Source organism: Promicromonospora sp. NFX87 (assembly GCF_048564965.1).
GTDB lineage: Bacteria > Actinomycetota > Actinomycetes > Actinomycetales > Cellulomonadaceae > Promicromonospora.
Window position 1 is genome coordinate 557,799 of sequence record NZ_CP183413.1, and the last position, 18,916, is coordinate 576,714.

An 18,916-nucleotide genomic window follows, 5' to 3' on the forward strand; every position below is an offset into this window, starting at 1 on the left:
GCACCAGCCCGGTGACCACCAGGACCGGACCCGCACCGAACGCGCCGATCAGCGCGCCGCCGACGAGCAGCCCCGCCGAGGCGCCCCCGCTGTGCAGCACGGTCTCCGCCGTGAACGCCGTCCGGCGCTCCGCACCGGTCGTCCGTTCGACGATCAGCGCGTTGAGCGCGGCGATCCCGAACGGCATGGTCACGCCCCCGACGGCGGACACCAGGGCGACCGCGAGCAGGTTCGGCGCGGCCAGCGGCAGCGCGAGGTACGCCAGCCCGAACACGACCCACGAGACCACTATCGCCGGGACGCGCGGCACCCGGTGCACCACCAGCGGCACGACGAACGACAGCCCGACCGTCGCGGCGCCGTAGCCCGCCATGCCTGCCGCGACCAGCTCGCCGGGCCGGTCGAGCTCCGCCCCGAGCAGGGTGAGGCCCAGGGTGAACGCGAACCAGGTGACGCCGCCGATACCGGCCAGCCAGATGCCCACGGCCAGGTCCGGATGCTGACGCAGCACGGCACGGATGGACGGCGCGGCCTCACCTCGTTGGTCGAGCGGCACTCGTTGGTCCAGCGGACGTCGCTCGGCCCCCGGCACCGTCAGCATCGCCACCGCGCTCACCGCGACGGCCGCCGCCTCGCACCACAGCAGCGGCTCTGCGCCCCACACGACCAGCAGCCACGCCCCGAGCGGCGGCGCGAAGATCATCGACGACCGGTGCGCGAGGTCCTGCCAGGCCAGCGCCCGCGCGCCGACGTCCGGCCCGTTGCCGGGCAGCTCGGCCAGGTCGGCGGTCAGGGCGCGCTGCGCGGGGGCGAGCATCGCCGCCGTCGTGCCGGTGACCAGGCCCGTCACGCACAGCACGACCGCGCCGACGCCGACGGTCGCCGCGGCGACCGGCACCAGGACCAGCCCGAGCACCTGCACGGCGAGCAGGATCGCGAGCGAGCGCCCCGACGTCAGCCGCGCCCGCAGGCGCCGGCCCCACCATGCGGAGGTGAGCAGCGGCAGGCCCGCGAAGCCGCCGACGAGGCCGGTGGTCCAGGCGTCGCCGGTCTGGTCGAGCGCGACCAGGGGCAGCGCGACGGCGGTGATGCGCTGGCCGGTCCACGTGACGAAGGTCGTGGCGGTCAGGGTGGTGAGGTGTGGGTGACGCACAGCCTCATCCTGAGCGGACGGCGCAGGGCCCGGTAGACGGCCCCCGGGCATGACCCGACATAGGCTGTGGCTATGAGCTCATATCCCACGGTCGAGGACCTCCGGCTGGTCGACGCGGTCGCCCGCCACGGGTCGCTCGGCGCCGCCGCACGCGAGCTGCTGGTGAGCCAGCCGTCGGCGAGCCAGCGGCTGGCCGCGCTGGAGCGGCGCGTGGGCGTCACCCTGTTCGACCGGGACACCACCGGCGCGCGTCCGACGGCGGCCGGGCGGGAGTTCTACGAGCAGGCCGCGCACGTCCTCGACCACCTGGGCGCGATAGTCGGCCGTTCGCTCGCGGCCGCCCAGTCGCGGACGGTGTCCGTCGGCACCATCCCGAGCCTCGCGGGCACGCTGTTCGCGGTGCTGGACGTGCTGCTCGGCGACGTGGTCCTCCAGCCGGAGGTGGAGCACGGTCCGCGGCTGCTGGAGTGGGTCGAGCGGGGGACGCTCGACGCGGCGTTCGTGACCATCGCGAAGCAGGTACCGATCGCCAGGGGCCTCGTGGTCACCGAGGTGGGCCAGCACGACCTGGTCACGCTGCTGCCCGACGGCGCCCCGGAGCGCGGGTCCGGGCGGCGGCCGTACGCCGGTCAGACGGTGGTCTGCTGCGCGCTCGACCTGTCACGCGACATCCTGCTGCAGCGGCTGACCGACCTCGGCGCGCAGGTCCGGCACTCGGCCACCGCGGAGTCGGCGGTCCGGACGGCGCGAGAGCGGCGCTGCGCCGTCGTCGTGCCCGACATGGTGGCGCGCTGGTACGCGGCGCCCGGCGACCGGATAGAGCCGGCGCCGGTCCGGTTCGGGGTCCGGCTGTCGCTGGTCACCCGGAGCCCTGTGCCGCCGGGCCTGGTCGACGTGCTCCCGGGCCTGCGCGAGCGGCTGGACCGCGGCAACACGCACGCCCGGCGGAAGGCATCCTGAGCCGCGAGGATCGACACGGCTGTTCGCCCGGCACGGCCTCGGGTGGGTTCTGACAGGACGTCGCTTCGATGTCACGTCCCGTTCGCCGCTCTCCGGGCGGGCCTCCAGCGCGGACGGTGGAAAGATATGAGCATGCCCGCGAACTCCCCCCAGCCTGCGGCGCACGACGCCGCGCCGTACGACGCCCTCCTGCTCTACTCCTTCGGTGGCCCGAACAAGCCCGAGGACGTGGTGCCGTTCCTGCGCAACGTCACCGCGGGCAAGGGCATCCCGGACGAGCGGCTCGAGGAGGTGGGCGAGCACTACTACGGGTTCGGCGGCAAGAGCCCCATCAACGAGCAGAACCTCGCGCTGAAGGCGGCGCTCGAGGCCGAGCTCGCCGACCGCGGCATCGACCTGCCGGTCGTGTGGGGCAACCGCAACTGGGAGCCGTACACCGGCGATGCACTGGACGAGCTGGAGAAGCTGGGCGCCGAACGCGCCGTCGCGCTCGTGACCAGCGCCTTCTCGTCGTACTCGGGCTGCCGCCAGTACCGCGAGGACCTCGCGGTCACGCTCGACAAGCGCGGCCAGCTCGGCCCCGACGGGTCCACTGGCGTCCAGTTCGACAAGGTTCGTTCCTACTTCAACCACCCGGGCTTCGCCCAGGCCAACGTCGACGCCGTCGTCGAGGCGTACGCCGAGCTCGCGGCACAGGGCGGCTCCGGCGCCGACGCCAAGCTGGTGTTCGTCACGCACTCGATCCCGGACACGATGGAGGCGGCGTCGCGGATCTCGCACGCCACGTACTCCGAGCAGCACCTCGACCTCGCCCGGGTCGTCGCTTCGCAGGTCGCCGAGCGGCTCGGGCACGACGTGCCCTGGGACCTGGCCTACTGCTCGCGCTCCGGCCCCCCGAGCCAGCCGTGGCTCGAGCCGGACGTCAACGACCACCTGGAGGCCCTCGCGGGAGAGGGGCTGCGCGACGTCGTCCTGTCCCCGATCGGGTTCATCTCCGACCACATGGAGGTCGCCTACGACCTCGACACCGAGGCGCTGGCCACCGCCAAGGACCTCGGCATGACCGCCGTCCGTGCCGGCACGGTGGGCACGCGTCAGCCGTTCGTCAGCGGCCTCGTCGACCTGCTGCTGGAACGGGCCGCCCTGGCTCGCGGCGACGAGATCACCGAGGCGACCGTAGGCTCGCTCCCGGCCCTCCGCTCGGTCTGTGCCCCGGGCTGCTGCCTGCGGCGCGACGGCGAGCCGAGCGGCGTCCCGGCGCTGTGCAGCACCGACCTGTACTCCTGAGTCCTGCGGGACGGCCACGAGCGAGAGGCAACACATGAACGACGCACACGTGCACGGGGACACCGGCCACGAGATCGACACGGCCGCCATCAACGAGGGCATCCGGTACACGATGTTCTCGGTCTTCTCCGTGACGGAGACGCTTCCGGCGGACGAGGCCGAGCGCAAGGCAGTGGTGGCCGACGCCGAGGCCGCCGTCGGCGGGGGCAGCGACCCGGCCGCGACCACCGGCGACCTCGTGACCCGTGGCTGGTACGACATCGGCGGTCTGCGCTCCGACGCCGACCTCCTGCTCTGGACCCACGGCGCGTCGATCGAGGCGGTGCAGGGCGCCTACCAGCGGCTGCGCGCGTCCGAGCTGGGCCGTTCGCTGGAGCCCGTGTGGTCGGTCGCCGCGCTGCACCGGCCGGCCGAGTTCAACCGCGGGCACGTGCCGGCGTTCCTCGCGGGGGAGGCGCCGCGCGACTACATCTGCGTCTACCCGTTCGTGCGCTCCTACGACTGGTACCTCCTGCCCGAGGCCGAGCGCCGCACCATGCTGCGCGACCACGGCATGGCGGCCGCCGGCTACAAGGACGTCCGGGCCAACACGGTGTCCGCGTTCGCGCTCGGTGACTACGAGTGGATCCTCGCCTTCGAGGCCGACGCGCTGCACCGCATCGTCGACCTGATGCGGGACCTGCGCGCGACCGAGGCCCGGCGTCACGTGCGCGAGGAGATCCCGTTCTTCACGGGCCCGCGCACGAGCCTGGAGGCCTGGGCGTCCCGCCAGCCCCTGAGCTGACCCCTCCACCTGCCGAAGTAGAACTCTGGCGAGATAGAACTCTGGCGAGATAGAACCGCAGCGCGCCGCGGTTCTATCTCGCCAGAGTTCTACTTCGCTGCAGTTCTATCTCGCCAGGGTTCTAGGCGGATTCAATCGGTGGTCGCAACACCGGTCGTGTCCGCTGACAGTAGCTTGCTCATTGCTTCGTAGGGTGTGTGCCAGTCCAGGACCTTGCGGGGTCGTCCGTTCATCACGAGGGCGACGTCCGCGAGGTCCTGGGCTGTGTGGACTCTCAGATCGGTGCCCTTGGGGAAGTACTGGCGCAGCAGGCCGTTGGTGTTCTCGTTCGTGCCGCGTTGCCAGGGCGAGTGCGGGTCGCAGAACCACAGATCCAGGTCCTCGACGATCTGGATGCCCGCGAACGGGGTCATCTCCCGGCCCTGGTCCCAGGTCAACGAGCGGCGCAGGTGAGCCGGCAGGCGGGTGATCTGTTCGCGCATCGCGGTGGCGACCTGCTGCGCGCCGTGCCCGTCGGGCAGGTGCAGCAGCATCAGGTACCGCGTCTGACGTTCGACCAGGGTTCCGATCGCTGAACTGTTCCGGGTGCCGGTGATCAGGTCGCCTTCCCAGTGCCCGGGCACGGCCCGGTCCTCGATCTCCTCGGGACGCTCCGAGATCATGACCTCGGGTGGTAGCACGTGGGCACCACCGGCGCGTTGAGCACGGGTCACTGCCTGCGGGCGGCGGACCGCGCGCCCCGACCGCAACGCGGTATGCAGCTCTTTGCGCAGCCCACCGCGGCCCAGGACGTAGAGCGACTGGTAGATCGCTTCGTGGCTGATGCGCATGTTCTCATCATCGGGGAACTCGACACGCAGGTGGCGGGAGATCTGCTGCGGGCTCCACGAGCGGGCCTTACCCGTGCCCGGCTCGTGCCCTGCCAGACGCTCACCGATCCAGGCGGCCAGGGCCGGATGGGTGGCCAGCTTGCCGGGCTTGGGCCGGGCCAGGCGTTGCTCGGCCCGGCGGTGCGCGACCGAGGCCTTGTAGCGGCGAACGTCGGGATGCGTGCCCGCGGCCAGCTCCCGGGTGATGGTCGACGGCGCCCGCCCCAGCACCCTCGCGATCTGACGGGCGCTGGCACCCTCAGCGCGTTGCAGCGCGATCTCCTCGCGTTCGGCGAAGGACAGCAACCGGCCCGTGGGCTTGGTCAGGGACACGTCGGGCATCCCGCCAGCCTTACGGATCCAGGCCTGCGCTGACCAGGTCGTGATCCCGGCAGCCTCAGCGGCTACCGGGATCCGACCATGAGCGCGTAACTCAGACCAGAAGGCCCGCCGGTGCTCCCGCGGCACGGGTAGACGACTCCAAGACTTCATCGAACACCCCGATCATCAAGGGGTGTTGCGACCACCAGTTGAATCCGCCCTATCTCGGCGGGAGGGTGGCGGCGAGGGCTGTGGCGCCCAGGTCGTCGTCGGAGAGGGTCGTGGGGGTCAGGCCGGCGGCTTGCAGGTGTTCGACGGCGGCGCTCACCTGTCCCTCGCTCGTCTCGATCAGCAGGTGCCCGCCCGGGCGCAGGAGCCTCGGGGCCAGGTCGATCACGCGGCGGAGGATCACCAGGCCGTCGTCCCCGCCGTCGAGCGCGGCGTGCGGTTCGTGCTCGCGGGCCTCCGGCGGCATCATGCTGATCGCGGTGGTCGGTACGTACGGCGCGTTCGCGACGAGGACGTCGACGCGGCCCCACACCTCGGCGGGGAGCGGTTCCGCGAGGTCGCCCGCGTAGGTGTGCGCGGTGAGCGCGCCGGCCCCGGGACCGCCGTCGTCGGACAGCGCCTTGAGGTTCTCGTGCGCGCACGTCACGGCAGCCGGGTCGACGTCGGCGGCGTGGATCTCGACATCGCGCCCCGCGGCGAGGAGGCAGGCCGCGACGGCGCCGCCGAGCGCGCCGCAGCCGCAGCACAGGTCGACCAGCAGCACCGGGCCGGAACAGGTGTCGGCGGCGCGTGCGACCGCCTCCCGGACCAGCAGCTCGGACCGCTGCCGCGGCACGAACACGCCGGGCGCCACCAGCCAGCGCCGACCGTCGAGCTCTGCCCAGCCCACCAGGTGCTCCAGCGGGAGCCCGCCGACGCGCGCGGCGGCGAGCTCCTCGAGGCGGGCGGCGTCGCCGTCGGCGGCCTCGGTGATGATCCGGGCCTCGTCCTCGGCGAAGACACAGCCGGCGGCGCGCAGGCGCGCTACGAGTTCGTCCATGGCGCGAGCGTAGGCGAGGGGGCCGCGAAGTAGAGCGCCTGTCCGAGTCTCCCTCGCAGGGCCAGGGAGACTCGGACAGGCGCTCTACTTCGCGGCCCCCTCGCGATCAGGGGTACAGGCCCCGGATCTGGTGCGCCTCCGCGACGCGCTTGACGCCGATGACGAGCGCGGCGTCCCGCAGCGACAGGCGCTCGCGCTGGGCCAGCGCCGAGACCTCCGCGTACGCGGTGATCATGCGGTGCTCCAGCTTGTCCGCGATCTCCTGCTCGGTCCACCAGTACGTCTGGTTCGCCTGGACCCACTCGAAGTAGGAGACGACCACGCCGCCGGCGTTGGCCAGGACGTCCGGGACCACCGTCACGTCGTTCTTGGCGAGCAGCGCGTCGCCGGCCGCCGTCGTGGGGCCGTTGGCACCCTCGACGACCCAGCGGGCCTTGACGCTGCCTGCCGTGGTCTCGTCGAGCACGCCCTCGATGGCGGCCGGGACCAGCACGTCGACGTCGAGCGCGAGAAGCTCCGTGTTGGAGACCCGGTCCGCGTCGGGGAAGTCCACGACCGAGCCCGTACGCTGCACGTGCTCCATGAGCCGGGGCACGTCGAGCCCGCCGTCGGCCCGGATGCCGCCGTACTGGTCGCTCACCGCGACGACGCGCGAGCCGCGTGCCGCGAAGATCTCCGCGGCGTGCGAGCCGACCTTGCCGAAGCCCTGGATGGCGACGGACACGTCGCTCAGGGCCATGCCGGCCTCGGCGAGCGCTGCCGACGTGACGTGCACGATGCCCGCCGACGTAGCGGTGCCGCGGCCCAGCGAACCGCCGACCGCGAGGGGTTTGCCGGTCACGACCGCGGGGATCGTGTACCCGCGGTTGACCGAGTAGGTGTCCATGACCCAGGCCATGGTCTGGGCGTCGGTGCCCATGTCCGGGGCCATGATGTCGGTGTCCGGGCCGATCATCGGCATGATCTCCGACGTGTACCGCCGGGTCACGCGCTCGAGCTCGGCCTGCGAGTAGCCGCGGGGGTCGATGGCGACGCCGCCCTTGGCGCCGCCGTACGGCAGGTTGACCACCGCACACTTCCAGGTCATCCACATGGCCAGCGCACGCACCTCGTCGACGTCGACGGAGGGGTGGTAGCGCAGGCCGCCCTTGCCCGGGCCGAGGCTCACGTTGTGCTGCACGCGGAAGCCGTGGAACAGGACGGTCTCGCCCGTGTCGCGACGGAGCGGCACCGCGACGTGGATCTCACGGCGCGGCGTCGCGAGCATGCGGTGCAGGCCCTCGTCGTAACCGAGGATCTCGGCCGCCGTGGCGAGCTGCGAGTGCGCGGTGGCGAGTGCGGAACCCTCGGCGGGCGATCCTGACGGCGCGAAGCTGGGTGGTGATGTGGGTGTGGACGTCGTTGTCGTCGTCACGTGGGTCCTCCGGGGAGAACGGCGCCTACCGCCTTGGGAGCGGGGCGCGGGTTGCGCGGCGCGGGGTTTGCGCCTCGGTATCACCGTATCGCTTCGATGGGCCTGGTTGCGCGCCGACGAGGAATGAGTTCGGTGATGATTCGGTTGGCCGCACGGCTGACAGAGCGGAAGTCTGCCGCCGCTTGAGGGTTGCACAAGGAATTTTGCTCAGACAATGCACGATCACTGGGTAGGGCAGACCATCAGCCGCGCTTCGACCGGCTCCGGAACGACGACGGTGTCTCGCCGGTCAGGCGCGCGAACGTGCGCGTGAACGACGGCTGGTCGTAGAAGCCCGCTGCGGTCGCGACGTGGGCCAGCGGCACGGTACTCGTGGTGAGCAGGTGCGCCGCGCGGTCGACCCGGAGCCGCAGCACGAGCTGGCGCGGGGAGAGCCCGAAGACCCGCCGGACCCGGCGGTCCAGGGACGCGGAGCTGCACCCGGCGAGCACGGCCAGGTCCGTCACCGAGGGCACCTCGCCGTGCTCGAGCAGGTTCTCGATGTCGGCGCGCAGCCGGGCCATGGCCTGGATGGTCGCGTCGTCGGCGTCCCCGGAGCGGAGGTCCTGCGACACGGAGACCAGCCCCACGTACGCGCCGGACTCGTCGTGCAGGGGCAGCTTCGACGTCAGGAACCAGCCCGGCGCCCCGCCGACGTGCCGGATCAGCTCGAGCTCGCCCCGCAGCGGCTTGTCCGTGGTGCGGACGTGGGTGTCCTGGTTCTCGTAGCGTTCGGCGAGCTCGGGCACGAAGAGGTCGGCCGCGCGCTTGCCGATGACGTCCCGGCGGGACCGCTCGCGCGTGCGTCCCACGAAGACCTGGTTCACGAGCACGTAGCGCCCGTCGGCGTCCTTGGCGCAGAACATGACCCCGGACAGCTCGTCCATGAGGGCGACCATCGCGGGGTTCAGGGCTGCCAGCAGGGCACTCGTCTCAGGTCGAGCCGTGCTGTTCGACGGGTTGCTCATGGGGTTCCGATGCTACGCGGCGCGGGGCCGCGCGCTTGGCGAAAACCGGTGCCGACAGCGAGTGATCTCGCCAATACATGTGAACGGCTTCGGGTGCACTCTGGAGGAATGAAGACCTCCGCCCGGCGCGACCGCGCCGCATCCGCCACAGTCCCGACCGGGGGCGCAGGCGCACCGGACAGCGCCACGCCTCAGGCTCCGACCGGGCCGGCCGTGCAGCCCGCCGCCGACACCCTCGTCGAGGACGCCGTAGCCCTCGCCAGGACCTGGATCGGCACCGCCTCCGGCACCTCCACCGGCATCTCCACCGGCACGGACGCCGGTTCGAAGACAGCCGGCTCCAAGACCGCCGGCTCCAAGACCGACCGAGCGGTGGCCCGCGCGTCCGCCGCCCTCGGCGCGCTCGTGTCCGACCCCGCGGGCCTCGAGCTCGCCGTCGGCTTCGTCGACGACGTCGCCCGCCCGCAGGACACCCACGTCGCCGCGAAGGCCCTGGCCAGGCTCGGCAAGCAGGCCGGCAGCGCCACCTTCCTCAGCCCCGCCGACCGCGCCCTGTTCCGGGCCGGCGCCCTGGCCGCCCCGGCGTTCCCGGGCATCGTGGTCCCGGCGGCCCGCGCCCGCCTCCGCCAGCTCGTGGGCCACCTCGTGGCCGACGCCGGTGCCGGGCTCACCGCGCACCTCGCCCGCACGCGGGCCGAGGGCTACACCCTCAACGTGAACCTGCTCGGCGAGGCGGTGCTCGGTGCCGAGGAGGCCGCCGGCCGGCTGGCCCGCACCATCGCGCTCGTGGAGCGTCCGGACGTCGACTACGTGTCGGTCAAGGTCTCCAGCGTCGCCGCGCAGCTCGTCACGTGGGACCTCGAGGGCTCCCGCGACCGCGTCGTCGAGCAGCTGCTGCCGCTGTACCGCGCCGCTCGCGACCACGGCGTCTTCCTCAACCTGGACATGGAGGAGTACCGCGACCTCGCCCTGACCACCGCGGTGTTCACCGAGATCCTGAGCCGCGACGAGTTCCGCGACCTGGAGGCCGGCATCGTGCTGCAGGCCTACCTGCCGGACGGCCTGGGCGCCCTGGACGGCCTCACCGAGTTCGCCACCCAGCGGGTCGCCGACGGCGGCGCGCGCATCAAGGTGCGCATCGTCAAGGGCGCGAACCTCGCGATGGAGCACGTCGAGGCCACCCTGCACGACTGGCCCCAGGCCCCGTACACCTCCAAGCCGGACGTCGACGCCAACTACGTCCGCATGCTCGACCACGCGCTGCGCCCCGAGCGCGCGCACGCGGTCCGCATCGGCGCGGCGTCGCACAACCTGTTCCACGTGGCGCTCGCGATCCTGCTCGGCCGGGCACGCGGCGTCTCCGAGGCGCTCGACATCGAGATGCTGCAGGGCATGGCCCCGACAGAGGCCGCGGCCGTGCGCGACGAGGTCGCCAAGGACGCCGGGCGGGTCGTGCTGTACACCCCCGTGGTGCGCGACGAGGACTTCGACGTCGCCATCTCGTACCTGGTGCGGCGCCTGGAGGAGAACGCGGCGGAGCAGAACTTCCTGCACGCGGCGTTCGCGCCTCCGCGGATTGAGTCTGTCGAAACCGGGGTCTCGACAAGCTCGACCACCAAGGCCCCCATGGACCGGCAGGAGGCCGCGTTCCGCGCGTCCGTCGAGCTGGGCGTGCACTACTCGCCCGACGACGTCACCCCGCGCCGCCGTCCGCGCCCCGCACCCGAGCCGGTGACCGGACCGTTCCGCAACGCCGCCGACACCGACCCCGCCGTCGCCGAGCACCGCGTGTGGGCGCAGCAGATCACCGGCCCGCTCTCCGGGTACGTCCCGGCGATCGCGGAGCCCCTGGTGACGTCGGCCCAGGTGGACGACGTCGTGGCGCTCGCCCGGCGTGCCGGCGCCGCGTGGTCCAAGGTGTCCGCGACCGACCGGGGCCGCGTGCTCCGCGCGGCGGCCAGGCACCTGGAGGCCGCTCGCACCGACCTCGTCGCGGCCATGGTGCACGAGGCCGGCAAGACCGTCGCAGAGGCCGACCCCGAGGTCAGCGAGGCCGTGGACTTCGCCGCGTACTACGCGCAGGCGGCCGAGGCGCTCGACCCGACGTCGGAGGCGTGGCCGGGCGCCCGCTTCACCCCGGACGGCGTCACGCTGGTCACCCCGCCGTGGAACTTCCCCGTCGCGATCCCGATCGGCGGCGTGCTGGCCGGCCTCGCGGCCGGGACCGCGGTGATCGCCAAGCCCGCGCCGCCCACGCCGCGCTGCCTGGAGATCGCCGTCGAGGCGGTGCACGCCGCGCTCGACGAGGTCGCCCCGGAGATCGGGCTGGACTCGGCGCTGGCCCGCTCGGTCGCGCAGTTCGTCCGCGTGCCCGACGGCGACCTCGGCCGCCGGCTCGTGACGCACGACGGCGTGTCCCGCGTGATCCTGACCGGCGCCATCGAGACCGCCGAGATGTTCGCGTCCTGGCGGCCGGAGCTCCCGGTGCTCGCCGAGACGTCGGGCAAGAACGCGATAGTCGTGACGCCGTCGGCGGACCTGGACCTGGCCGTCGCGGACGTCGTGCGCTCGGCGTTCGGGCACGCGGGGCAGAAGTGCTCCGCCGCGTCGCTGGTGATCCTGATCGGCTCGGTGGGCGATCCCCGCAGCGCGACCGGCGAGCGGTTCCGGCGGCAGCTGGTCGACGCGGTGGCGTCGCTCGCCGTCGGCCCGGCGACCGAGCTCGCGACCGTGATGGGGCCGCTCACCGAACCGGCGCAGGGCAAGCTCCTGCACGCCCTGACCACGCTGGAGCCCGGCGAGACCTGGCTCGTGCGGCCGCGCCGGCTGGACGCGATGGCTCGCGAGGCGGGCCTGGGCCGCGGCAGGCTCTGGACCCCTGGCGTACGCGACGGCGTCCGACCCGGCTCGTTCTTCCACCTCACCGAGTGCTTCGGCCCGGTGCTGGGCGTCATGACGGCCCGCACGCTCGACGAGGCGATCGACCTGCAGAACGCCGTGTCGTTCGGCCTCACCGGTGGCATCCACTCCCTCGACGACACCGAGGTGGCGCACTGGCTCGACCGGGTGGAGGTCGGCAACGCGTACGTGAACCGGCACATCACCGGCGCGGTGGTGCAGCGCCAGTCGTTCGGTGGCTGGAAGGCGTCCTCCGTGGGACCCGGCGCCAAGGCCGGCGGCCCCAACTACGTCGCACAGCTCGGCCGGTGGGAGGACGCGGCGGACGTGCCCTCGCGCACCGCCGACCCGTCCGGCTGGCTCGCCTGGGCCCGGGCCGACGACGACCGCGCCTGGGTGACCGAGTTCGCCCCCGCGCACGACCCCTCGGGGCTCGGCGTCGAGTCGAACGTGTTCCGCTACCGGCCGGTCCCCGGCATCACGGTGCGGGTCGGCGCCGACGCGCAGGACGTCGAGGTGCAGCGCGTGCTGGCCGCCGCCGCGCGGGCGGACGTGCGGGCGACCGTCGTCGGGCAGCGGGAGATGACGGACGAGGCCTTCGCCGACGCCGTCGCCGACGGCAAGGTGACCGGCCGGATCCGCGTGGTGGGCGAGGCCCCCGGGCTGCGTGACGCGGCGGCGAGCCGCCTCGGCTCGGTCACGGTCCTCGACTCCCCGGTCCTGGCCAGCGGCCGCCGCGAGCTCCTCACGATGCTCCGCGAGCAGGCGGTGAGCCGCACGATGCACCGCTACGGCCACCAGCGCACCGCGTAGAAGTCGCCGAAGTAGAGCGCCTGTCCGGGACACGCGCTCTACTTCGCCGACAGGTAGACGGCGAGGTAGAGCGGGTGTCCGGACAGGCGCTCTACTTCGGCGAAGCGGGGGTCAGGCGGAGTCGCCCTCTATCAGGCGGGGGGCGAAGATGCGGCGTTCGTCGCGGACCGGGCGGCCTGCCACCAGGTCGACCAGCATGCTCGTCGCGGCGCCGACCATCTGCACCACCGGGTTGTGCACGGTGGTCAGCCGGGGCGACGTCGTCTCGGCGATGCCGAGGTCGTCGAACCCGACCACCGAGACGTCGCCCGGCACCGACCGGCCGCGGTCGGCGAGCACGCGCAGCGTGGCCTCCGCCATCAGGTCGGACGCGGCGAAGATCCCGTCCAGGTCGGGGTGCGCGTCGAGGAGCCGGGCCGCGGCGACCGCCGCCCCGGCGACCGTGAAGTCGCCCTCGACCACTGCGTCGTCGGGCAGGCCGGCGTCCCGCAGCGCGTCCCGCCACCCGACCATCCGGTCCACCCCGGCCGGCATGTCGAGCGGTCCGGTGATGGTGCCGATGCGCCGGCGGCCGCGGTCGATCATCCGCTGGGTGGCGATGCGTCCGCCGGTGACGTTGTCGACGTCGACGTAGCGCAGGCCGCGCGAGAACATCGGGTCGGGTTCGAAGAGGCGGCCCACGAAGACGGCGGGCAGCATGGTCGGCCCGAGCTCGGTCTCGAGGTGGTCGCCCCGGTGGTGCGACGCCACGATGACGCCGTCCACGTGGCCGCTGCGCAGGTAGCGGCCCACCCGCCCGCGCTGCTCGCCCGGCCGGGCGAGCAGCAGCACGAGCTGGAGATCGGTCCCGGCCAGCCCCTCGCTGACACCCGCGAGGGTGCCGCTGAGGAACGGGTCGGTGAGGATGCGCTGGTCCGGCTCGGGCACCACGAGGGCGATCGAGTCGGTCCGCCGGGTCACCAGCGACCGGGCGGCGCGGTTCGGTGCGTACCCGAGGCGCGCGACGGCGTCGTCGACGGCCGCCTGCGCCTCGGGGGAGACTCGCAGGCCACCGTTGATGGCGCGCGACGCGGTCGACCGGGATACCCCGGCCGCCTGTGCCACGTCATCCAGGGTGGGTGGGCCTGAGGTCGTCACGCCTGGGGAACCGCCTTGTCCTCGCCGGAGTTGTCGCTGGGGCGCGTGAGGACCGATGCCGAGCGCTCCGGAACGGCGTTGGTCCGCGCGACCTGACCGTACCAGCGGCCCGACGCCTTCACCGTGCGCTCCTGCGTCTCGTAGTCGACGCGCACGAGGCCGAAGCGCTTTCCGTAGCCCCACGCCCACTCGTAGTTGTCGAGCAGCGACCAGCCGAAGTAGCCGCGCACGTCGGCACCCTCGTCGATGGCGTCCTTGATGGCGCGCAGGTGCACGTCGATGAACTCCAGGCGCTGCTGGTCGTCCACGAACCCGTCCGGCCCGACGACGTCCTCGTACGCGCTGCCGTTCTCCGTCACGTACAGCGCGATGCCGCGCGGTCCCGTGTAGTCCTCCTGGAGCCGCAGCAGCAGCCGGGTCAGGCCCTCGGGCTGGACCTCCCAGTTCTGGTCGGTGACGGGCAGGCCACGCGGGTGCGTGTACGCGCCGTCGCCCGCCGGGAACGGGGACGACGACGGGCGGCTGACCGGGGCGCCACCCTCCAGCGGCCGCTCGGCGGGCGTCGCCGACACGGCGTTGCCGTGGTAGTAGTTCACGCCGAGCGAGTCGATGGGCGTCGAGATGATCTCGAGGTCGCCGTCGTGGATGTGCCGCTCGAGGCCGTACGCGCGCACGTCCTCCAGGACGTCCTCGGGGTACGCGCCGCGCAGGATCGGGTCCGCGAAGATCCGGGTGAACCCGCCGTCGAGCCGGCGTGCGGCGTCGACGTCGGCGGGGTCGTCCGGGTTCACCGGGTCCTCGACCTCGAAGTTGAGCGTGATGCCGAGGTTCGCCTCGGGTGCCCGCTCCCGCAGCGCCTCGACGGCCAGGCCGTGGCCCAGCGAGAGGTGGTGCGCGGCCGCGAGGCCGTCCTCGCGGGACTGCCGGCCCGGCGCGTGCTGGCCGCCCGTGTAGCCGAGGAACGCGGCGCACCACGGCTCGTTGAGCGTGGTCCACACGTCGACGCGGTCGCCGATCGCCTCGTGCATGGTCACGGCGTAGTCGCGGAACCGGTACGCGGTGTCGCGGTTGACCCAGCCGTTCGACTCGGCCTCGATCGCCTGCGGCAGGTCCCAGTGGTACAGCGTGAGCCACGGCAGGATGTCCGCGCCCAGCAGCTCGTCCACGAGCCGGTCGTAGTACGCCAGGCCCGCCGGGTTGACCGCCCGGCCGCCCGGGACCACGCGGGACCACGACGTCGAGAACCGGTACGCCTTGATGCCGAGGTCCTTCATGAGCGCGACGTCGGCGGGGTAGCGGTGGTACTGGTCGCAGGCGACCTCGCCGTCCTCCTGGCCGAGCACGGCGCCCGGGACCTTGGCGAAGACGTCCCAGATGGAGTCCTCGCGGCCGTCCTCGTGGGCGGCGCCCTCCACCTGGTAGGCGGCGGTGGCCGCGCCCCAGAGGAACCCGTCCGGGAAGCCGACCGTGCCAGTGGTGTTGGCGGTCGGCTCCGTCCGGGGCGCGGTGGGCGTGTACGGCAGCGCGATCCCCGGGGCCGGCTCGCGCCGTGCCTCCGCGGTCGTCTTGACGTTGAGTGTCATCCCCTGCGTCATCCCTTCACAGCTCCCTGCATGATGCCCGCGACGAGCTGCTTGCCGACGAAGGCGAAGATCACCAGCAGCGGGAGCGTCACGAGGAACACACCGCCCATGACCAGCGAGTAGTCCACGAAGTAGTTTGCCTGCAAAGACTTCACGACGAGCGGTAGCGTCGGATTCTCCGAGCTGAGCACGATGGAGGGCCAGAAGAAGTTCGTCCACTGCTGGACGAACGTGAACAGGCCCAGCATGGCCGCGGCCGGGCGGGCCGCGGGCAGCGCGATGCTCCAGAACGTGCGGATCATCGAGGCGCCGTCCACGCGGGCGGCCTCGATCAGCTCGTACGGAAGCGCCTCGGACAGGTACTGCGTCATCCAGAAGACGCCGAACGCGGCGACCAGCGACGGCACGATGACCGCCTGCAGCTTGCCGATCCAGTCGAGCTCCGACATGAGGATGTACATCGGGATCACGCCGAGCTGGGTCGGGACCGCCATCGTCGCGATGACGAACACGAGCAGCGGGCCGCGGCCGCGGAAGCGCAGCTTCGCGAACGAGAACCCGGCGAGCGTCGAGAACAGCACGACCGCCGCGGAGACGATCACCGCGATGATCACCGAGTTCGTCAGCGCCAGCCAGAAGTTGATCTGGGTGGCCTCGATGACCGTCCGGAACTGGGTGAACAGCGAGGAGTCCGGCAGCCACTGCGGCACGGGGCTCTGCGAGATCGCGATCGGCTCCGACGAGCCGAGGAGCAGCGTGAAGTACAGCGGGAAGACCGAGATCAGCAGGGTGATCCCGAGCAGCGCGTAGACGATCCAGCCGGCGCGGCGGTTGGTGCTCCCGACGGAGGTTCGTTCCCGACGGCGGAGGGCGGCCTTGGCGGCACCCTCACCGGCGGTCTGGGCGGTGACAGCTACCGAGCTCATGCGTTCCCTCCGGTGAGGCTCTTGCGCCTGGACTTCTTGACTGCCGTGCCCGACGACGAGATGCGCCGCGTGACCAGGAAGTTCACGAGGCCGATCGCGACGATCAGGAGGAACAGCATCCACGCGACGGCGGACGCCTTGCCGAGGCTGCGCTGGTCGCCCCAGGCGAGGTCGTACAGGTACACGACGGTGGTCATCCAGTTCTGGTCCGGACCGCCGAGCCCGGCGGAGTCGAAGAGGCGGACCTCGTCGAAGATCTGCAGGCCGCCGATGGTCGAGGTGATGACGACGAAGATGATGGTGGCGCGGATCTGCGGCACCGTGATGGAGAAGAACTGGCGCACGCGGCCGGCGCCGTCGATCACAGCGGCCTCGTAGAGGTCACGCGGCACGGCCTGCATCGCGGCGAGGAAGATCAGGGCGTTGTAGCCCATCCAGCGGTAGTTGACCATCGTGGCGATGGCGACGTGGCTGGCGATCCGGTCGCCGTGCCAGGCGATCGGGTCGAGCCCGACGGCGGAGATCATGGCGTTGATCAGACCGTACTGGTCGGCGAACAGGCGGCCGAAGATCATCGAGACCGCGACGGGCGCGACCACGTAGGGGATCAGCACGCCCATGCGCCAGAACGTCGCCGCCCGCAGGTTCTGGTCCAGCAGGGCCGCGATGATCAGCGCGATGATCACCTGCGGGACCGAGGAGAACACGAAGATCGACAGCGTGTTGACCAGGGCCTTCCAGAAGGTGGGCTGGGCGAGCACGAACGTGAAGTTCTCCAGGCCGACGAAGTCGCCCTGTCCGCCGAGCAGGCTCCACTCGTGCACCGAGACGAACGCGGTGTACCCGAGCGGGAACAGGCCGGTCACCGCGAACAGGATGAAGAACGGCGAGATGTACAGGTAGGGGGAGAGCTTCACGTCCCAGCGGCCGAGCCGCTGGGAGAAGCCGATTCTGCGCGACTCGCGCTGTGGCGCACCGGAGCCCGGTGCCGGTCGTTGGGGTGTCAGAACAGCCATCTCATCTTCCGCCGCGTCATCGTCGGTTGGTCACTTGTGGAGCGCCCGGAGGGGTGCTCGCGCAGATCCGGTGGTCGAGCTGGTCGAGACCTGGGTCTCGACCAGCTCGACCACCGGATCGGGTCAGCCTCTGTTCGTGCTGAGGCCGAGGGGGTCAGGCGTTGGATCAGGCTCTAGGTCAGCCGAGGGCCGAAGCCTTCTCGACGGCCTCGTCCCATGCCTCGCCGGCGTCCTGCGACTTCGTGACGTCGACACGGTTGAGCGCGTTGGTGACCTCGTCACGGATGGCGAAGTAGTTCGCGCCCTTGAAGGGGGCGCTGTCGATGCTCTGGGCGCGGGCGGCGAAGATCTCGCCCACCGGAGCGTCGTTGAAGAACGGGTTGGTGAAGCTCTGGACGGCCTCGGACTCCTGCGCCTCGACCTGCGACGGGAACGTGCCCGCCGACTCGAAGAACCGGGTCTGCTGCTCGGGCGCGGTCAGCCACGCTGCGAGCTCCTTGGCCGCCTCGGCGTTCTCGCCCGAGGCGGGGACGGTCAGGAACGAACCGCCCCAGTTGCCGCCGCCACCGGGGAAGACGTTGGCGACGTCCCAGCCCTCGACGCCACCGGCGCGCTCCTCGACCGGACCGGTCATCCAGGCCGGGCAGATCATCGTGGCGAACGCGTCGTTCTGGAAACCGGCGTCCCAGTCACCCTCCCACTGCACCAGGCCGGCCGACAGGCCGTCCTCGACCGAGGCGGTGATCTCGTCGTAGATGTCCTTGACCTCGGCGTTGTCCGCGAGGGGCTTCGGCTCACCGGTCGCAGCGTCCTCGAACGCCTCGGGGAGCTGGTTGACCATGCCCTGGAAGGTGCCACCGACGCTGTCGTACCAGGCGGCGTCGGACTCCTTCACGAAGTCACGGCCCACGGAGAAGTAGTCCTCCCACGTGGCGTCCTCGCCACCGAGGAGCTCGGCGACCTCTTCGCGGTCGGTCGGCAGGCCGGCCTCCTCGAACAGGTCGGAGCGGTAGCAGATGGCCTCGGGACCGATGTCGGTGCCGTAGCCGATGACCTTGCCGTCGGGCGTCGTCGCCTGCTGGACCTTCCAGTCCACCCAGCGGCCCTCGAGCTCAGGGTCGGCCAGGTCGGTGAACAGGTCCGGGTACTGCGTGAGCTCCGGCAGCCAGTCGACCTCGATGGCCTCGATGTCAGCCAGGCCCTCGCCACCGGCGGCGAGCTTGGTGGTCAGGTTGGTGCGAGCGTCGTCGCTGGTGGCGGCCGTCACGTGCTCGACGGTGACGTTCGGGTGCTCCTCCTGGTACTCGGCGAGCACCTCGTCCGTGTAGCCGAAGTTGTTGAACGTCGCGACCTTCAGCGTGATGGGGCCGTCGTCCGCGGTGTTCTCACCGTCGGAGCCTTCGTTGGACCCACCACAGGCGGTGAGGGCGAGGGCGATGACGGCGGCACCGGCGGTCGCCTGGAGGGTGCGCGCGGCGGCGCGCCGGGTGGGTCGGGTACTGCTCAGCACTGGGGACTCCCTTGTCGTGCGGTCTGGGGCTAGCGGTCAAGCTGGGTGCGGTCGCGTCTCGTGCGGGCACGTCTGCGTACCGGCGCTGGAAGCGCTCCCACAAACGGGTGTGGTAGCGCTTCCACGGGCACTGATCGTTGCGCCGTCCACCGGGTCGTGTCAAGACAGGTAGCGGGCGAAGACTGCGAGC

At 72.0% G+C, this 18,916-nt stretch carries 13 protein-coding genes and 1 pseudogene; 4 read left to right on the plus strand and 10 right to left on the minus strand.

The features are described 5' to 3' along the window. Positions 1–250 precede the first annotated feature (250 nt). Positions 251–1,204, minus strand: a pseudogene (locus tag ACNYC2_RS02680) (MFS transporter); the annotation flags it as partial. 21 nt (positions 1,205–1,225) lie between these two features. Here ACNYC2_RS02680 and ACNYC2_RS02685 point away from each other — a divergent pair. The 3 genes from ACNYC2_RS02685 (at position 1,226) to hemQ (ending at position 4,184) form a co-directional block, all read left to right on the plus strand. Further along, a complete protein-coding gene (locus ACNYC2_RS02685) occupies positions 1,226–2,113 on the plus strand; it encodes a LysR family transcriptional regulator (RefSeq protein ID WP_419705567.1) in 888 nt (295 codons plus the stop codon). A gap of 132 nt (positions 2,114–2,245) precedes the next feature. After that, positions 2,246–3,400, plus strand: a complete 1,155-nt coding sequence (locus ACNYC2_RS02690; RefSeq protein WP_419705568.1) for a ferrochelatase — start codon at positions 2,246–2,248, stop codon at positions 3,398–3,400. 34 nt (positions 3,401–3,434) lie between these two features. Then, on the plus strand, positions 3,435–4,184 hold the full coding sequence (hemQ, locus tag ACNYC2_RS02695) for a hydrogen peroxide-dependent heme synthase (RefSeq protein WP_419705569.1): 750 nt from the start codon (positions 3,435–3,437) through the stop codon (positions 4,182–4,184). Between the two features lie 131 nt (positions 4,185–4,315). Here hemQ and ACNYC2_RS02700 read toward each other — a convergent pair whose 3' ends face one another. The 4 genes from ACNYC2_RS02700 to ACNYC2_RS02715 all read right to left on the minus strand — a co-directional run bounded on the left by ACNYC2_RS02700 (position 4,316) and on the right by ACNYC2_RS02715 (position 8,843). Continuing rightward, positions 4,316–5,395 (minus strand): IS30 family transposase, encoded by a 1,080-nt coding sequence (locus ACNYC2_RS02700; RefSeq protein WP_419705570.1) that lies wholly within the window; start codon positions 5,393–5,395, stop codon positions 4,316–4,318. A gap of 199 nt (positions 5,396–5,594) precedes the next feature. Then, on the minus strand, positions 5,595–6,422 hold the full coding sequence (locus tag ACNYC2_RS02705) for a putative protein N(5)-glutamine methyltransferase (protein WP_419705571.1): 828 nt from the start codon (positions 6,420–6,422) through the stop codon (positions 5,595–5,597). 106 nt (positions 6,423–6,528) lie between these two features. Continuing rightward, a complete protein-coding gene (locus ACNYC2_RS02710) occupies positions 6,529–7,836 on the minus strand; it encodes a Glu/Leu/Phe/Val family dehydrogenase (protein WP_419705572.1) in 1,308 nt (435 codons plus the stop codon). Positions 7,837–8,078: 242 nt separating this feature from the next. Continuing rightward, positions 8,079–8,843, minus strand: a complete 765-nt coding sequence (locus tag ACNYC2_RS02715) for an AraC family transcriptional regulator (RefSeq protein WP_419705573.1) — start codon at positions 8,841–8,843, stop codon at positions 8,079–8,081. A 108-nt stretch (positions 8,844–8,951) separates the two neighbouring features. Here ACNYC2_RS02715 and ACNYC2_RS02720 point away from each other — a divergent pair, with 108 nt between their 5' ends. Continuing rightward, on the plus strand, positions 8,952–12,554 hold the full coding sequence (locus tag ACNYC2_RS02720; protein ID WP_419705574.1) for a bifunctional proline dehydrogenase/L-glutamate gamma-semialdehyde dehydrogenase: 3,603 nt from the start codon (positions 8,952–8,954) through the stop codon (positions 12,552–12,554). 111 nt (positions 12,555–12,665) lie between these two features. Here the strand turns inward: ACNYC2_RS02720 and ACNYC2_RS02725 are convergent, their stop codons facing one another. The 5 genes from ACNYC2_RS02725 to ACNYC2_RS02745 form a co-directional block, all read right to left on the minus strand. After that, positions 12,666–13,658, minus strand: a complete 993-nt coding sequence (locus ACNYC2_RS02725) for a LacI family DNA-binding transcriptional regulator (protein WP_419705575.1) — start codon at positions 13,656–13,658, stop codon at positions 12,666–12,668. A 29-nt stretch (positions 13,659–13,687) separates the two neighbouring features. Beyond that, positions 13,688–15,274, minus strand: a complete 1,587-nt coding sequence (locus ACNYC2_RS02730; RefSeq protein ID WP_419705576.1) for a GH1 family beta-glucosidase — start codon at positions 15,272–15,274, stop codon at positions 13,688–13,690. A gap of 8 nt (positions 15,275–15,282) precedes the next feature. Beyond that, positions 15,283–16,200: a carbohydrate ABC transporter permease gene (locus ACNYC2_RS02735; protein ID WP_377141063.1), complete on the minus strand. Its 918-nt coding sequence runs from the start codon at positions 16,198–16,200 to the stop codon at positions 15,283–15,285. Then, positions 16,197–17,216 carry a carbohydrate ABC transporter permease gene (locus tag ACNYC2_RS02740; protein ID WP_419705577.1) on the minus strand — a complete coding sequence of 340 codons (1,020 nt, stop codon included), beginning with the start codon at positions 17,214–17,216 and terminating at the stop codon, positions 16,197–16,199. Before ACNYC2_RS02740 ends, ACNYC2_RS02735 begins: the two co-directional genes overlap by 4 nt. 178 nt (positions 17,217–17,394) lie before the next feature. Beyond that, the gene (locus ACNYC2_RS02745) at positions 17,395–18,726 is read right to left on the minus strand and encodes an ABC transporter substrate-binding protein (protein ID WP_419705578.1); all 1,332 of its coding nucleotides are present in this window, start codon (positions 18,724–18,726) and stop codon (positions 17,395–17,397) included. Between the last annotated feature and the right edge of the window lie 190 nt (positions 18,727–18,916).

What these genes read in the sequence shown, in the direction of transcription:
- ACNYC2_RS02685 (WP_419705567.1), top strand. Translation starts at nt 1,226, where the DNA reads ATGAGCTCATATCCCACGGTCGAGGACCTCCGGCTGGTCGACGCGGTC.
- ACNYC2_RS02690 (WP_419705568.1), top strand. Translation starts at nt 2,246, where the DNA reads ATGCCCGCGAACTCCCCCCAGCCTGCGGCGCACGACGCCGCGCCGTAC.
- hemQ (WP_419705569.1), top strand. Translation starts at nt 3,435, where the DNA reads ATGAACGACGCACACGTGCACGGGGACACCGGCCACGAGATCGACACG.
- ACNYC2_RS02700 (WP_419705570.1), bottom strand. Translation starts at nt 5,395, where the DNA reads ATGCCCGACGTGTCCCTGACCAAGCCCACGGGCCGGTTGCTGTCCTTC.
- ACNYC2_RS02705 (WP_419705571.1), bottom strand. Translation starts at nt 6,422, where the DNA reads ATGGACGAACTCGTAGCGCGCCTGCGCGCCGCCGGCTGTGTCTTCGCC.
- ACNYC2_RS02715 (WP_419705573.1), bottom strand. Translation starts at nt 8,843, where the DNA reads ATGAGCAACCCGTCGAACAGCACGGCTCGACCTGAGACGAGTGCCCTG.
- ACNYC2_RS02720 (WP_419705574.1), top strand. Translation starts at nt 8,952, where the DNA reads ATGAAGACCTCCGCCCGGCGCGACCGCGCCGCATCCGCCACAGTCCCG.
- ACNYC2_RS02730 (WP_419705576.1), bottom strand. Translation starts at nt 15,274, where the DNA reads ATGACACTCAACGTCAAGACGACCGCGGAGGCACGGCGCGAGCCGGCC.
- ACNYC2_RS02735 (WP_377141063.1), bottom strand. Translation starts at nt 16,200, where the DNA reads ATGAGCTCGGTAGCTGTCACCGCCCAGACCGCCGGTGAGGGTGCCGCC.
- ACNYC2_RS02740 (WP_419705577.1), bottom strand. Translation starts at nt 17,216, where the DNA reads ATGGCTGTTCTGACACCCCAACGACCGGCACCGGGCTCCGGTGCGCCA.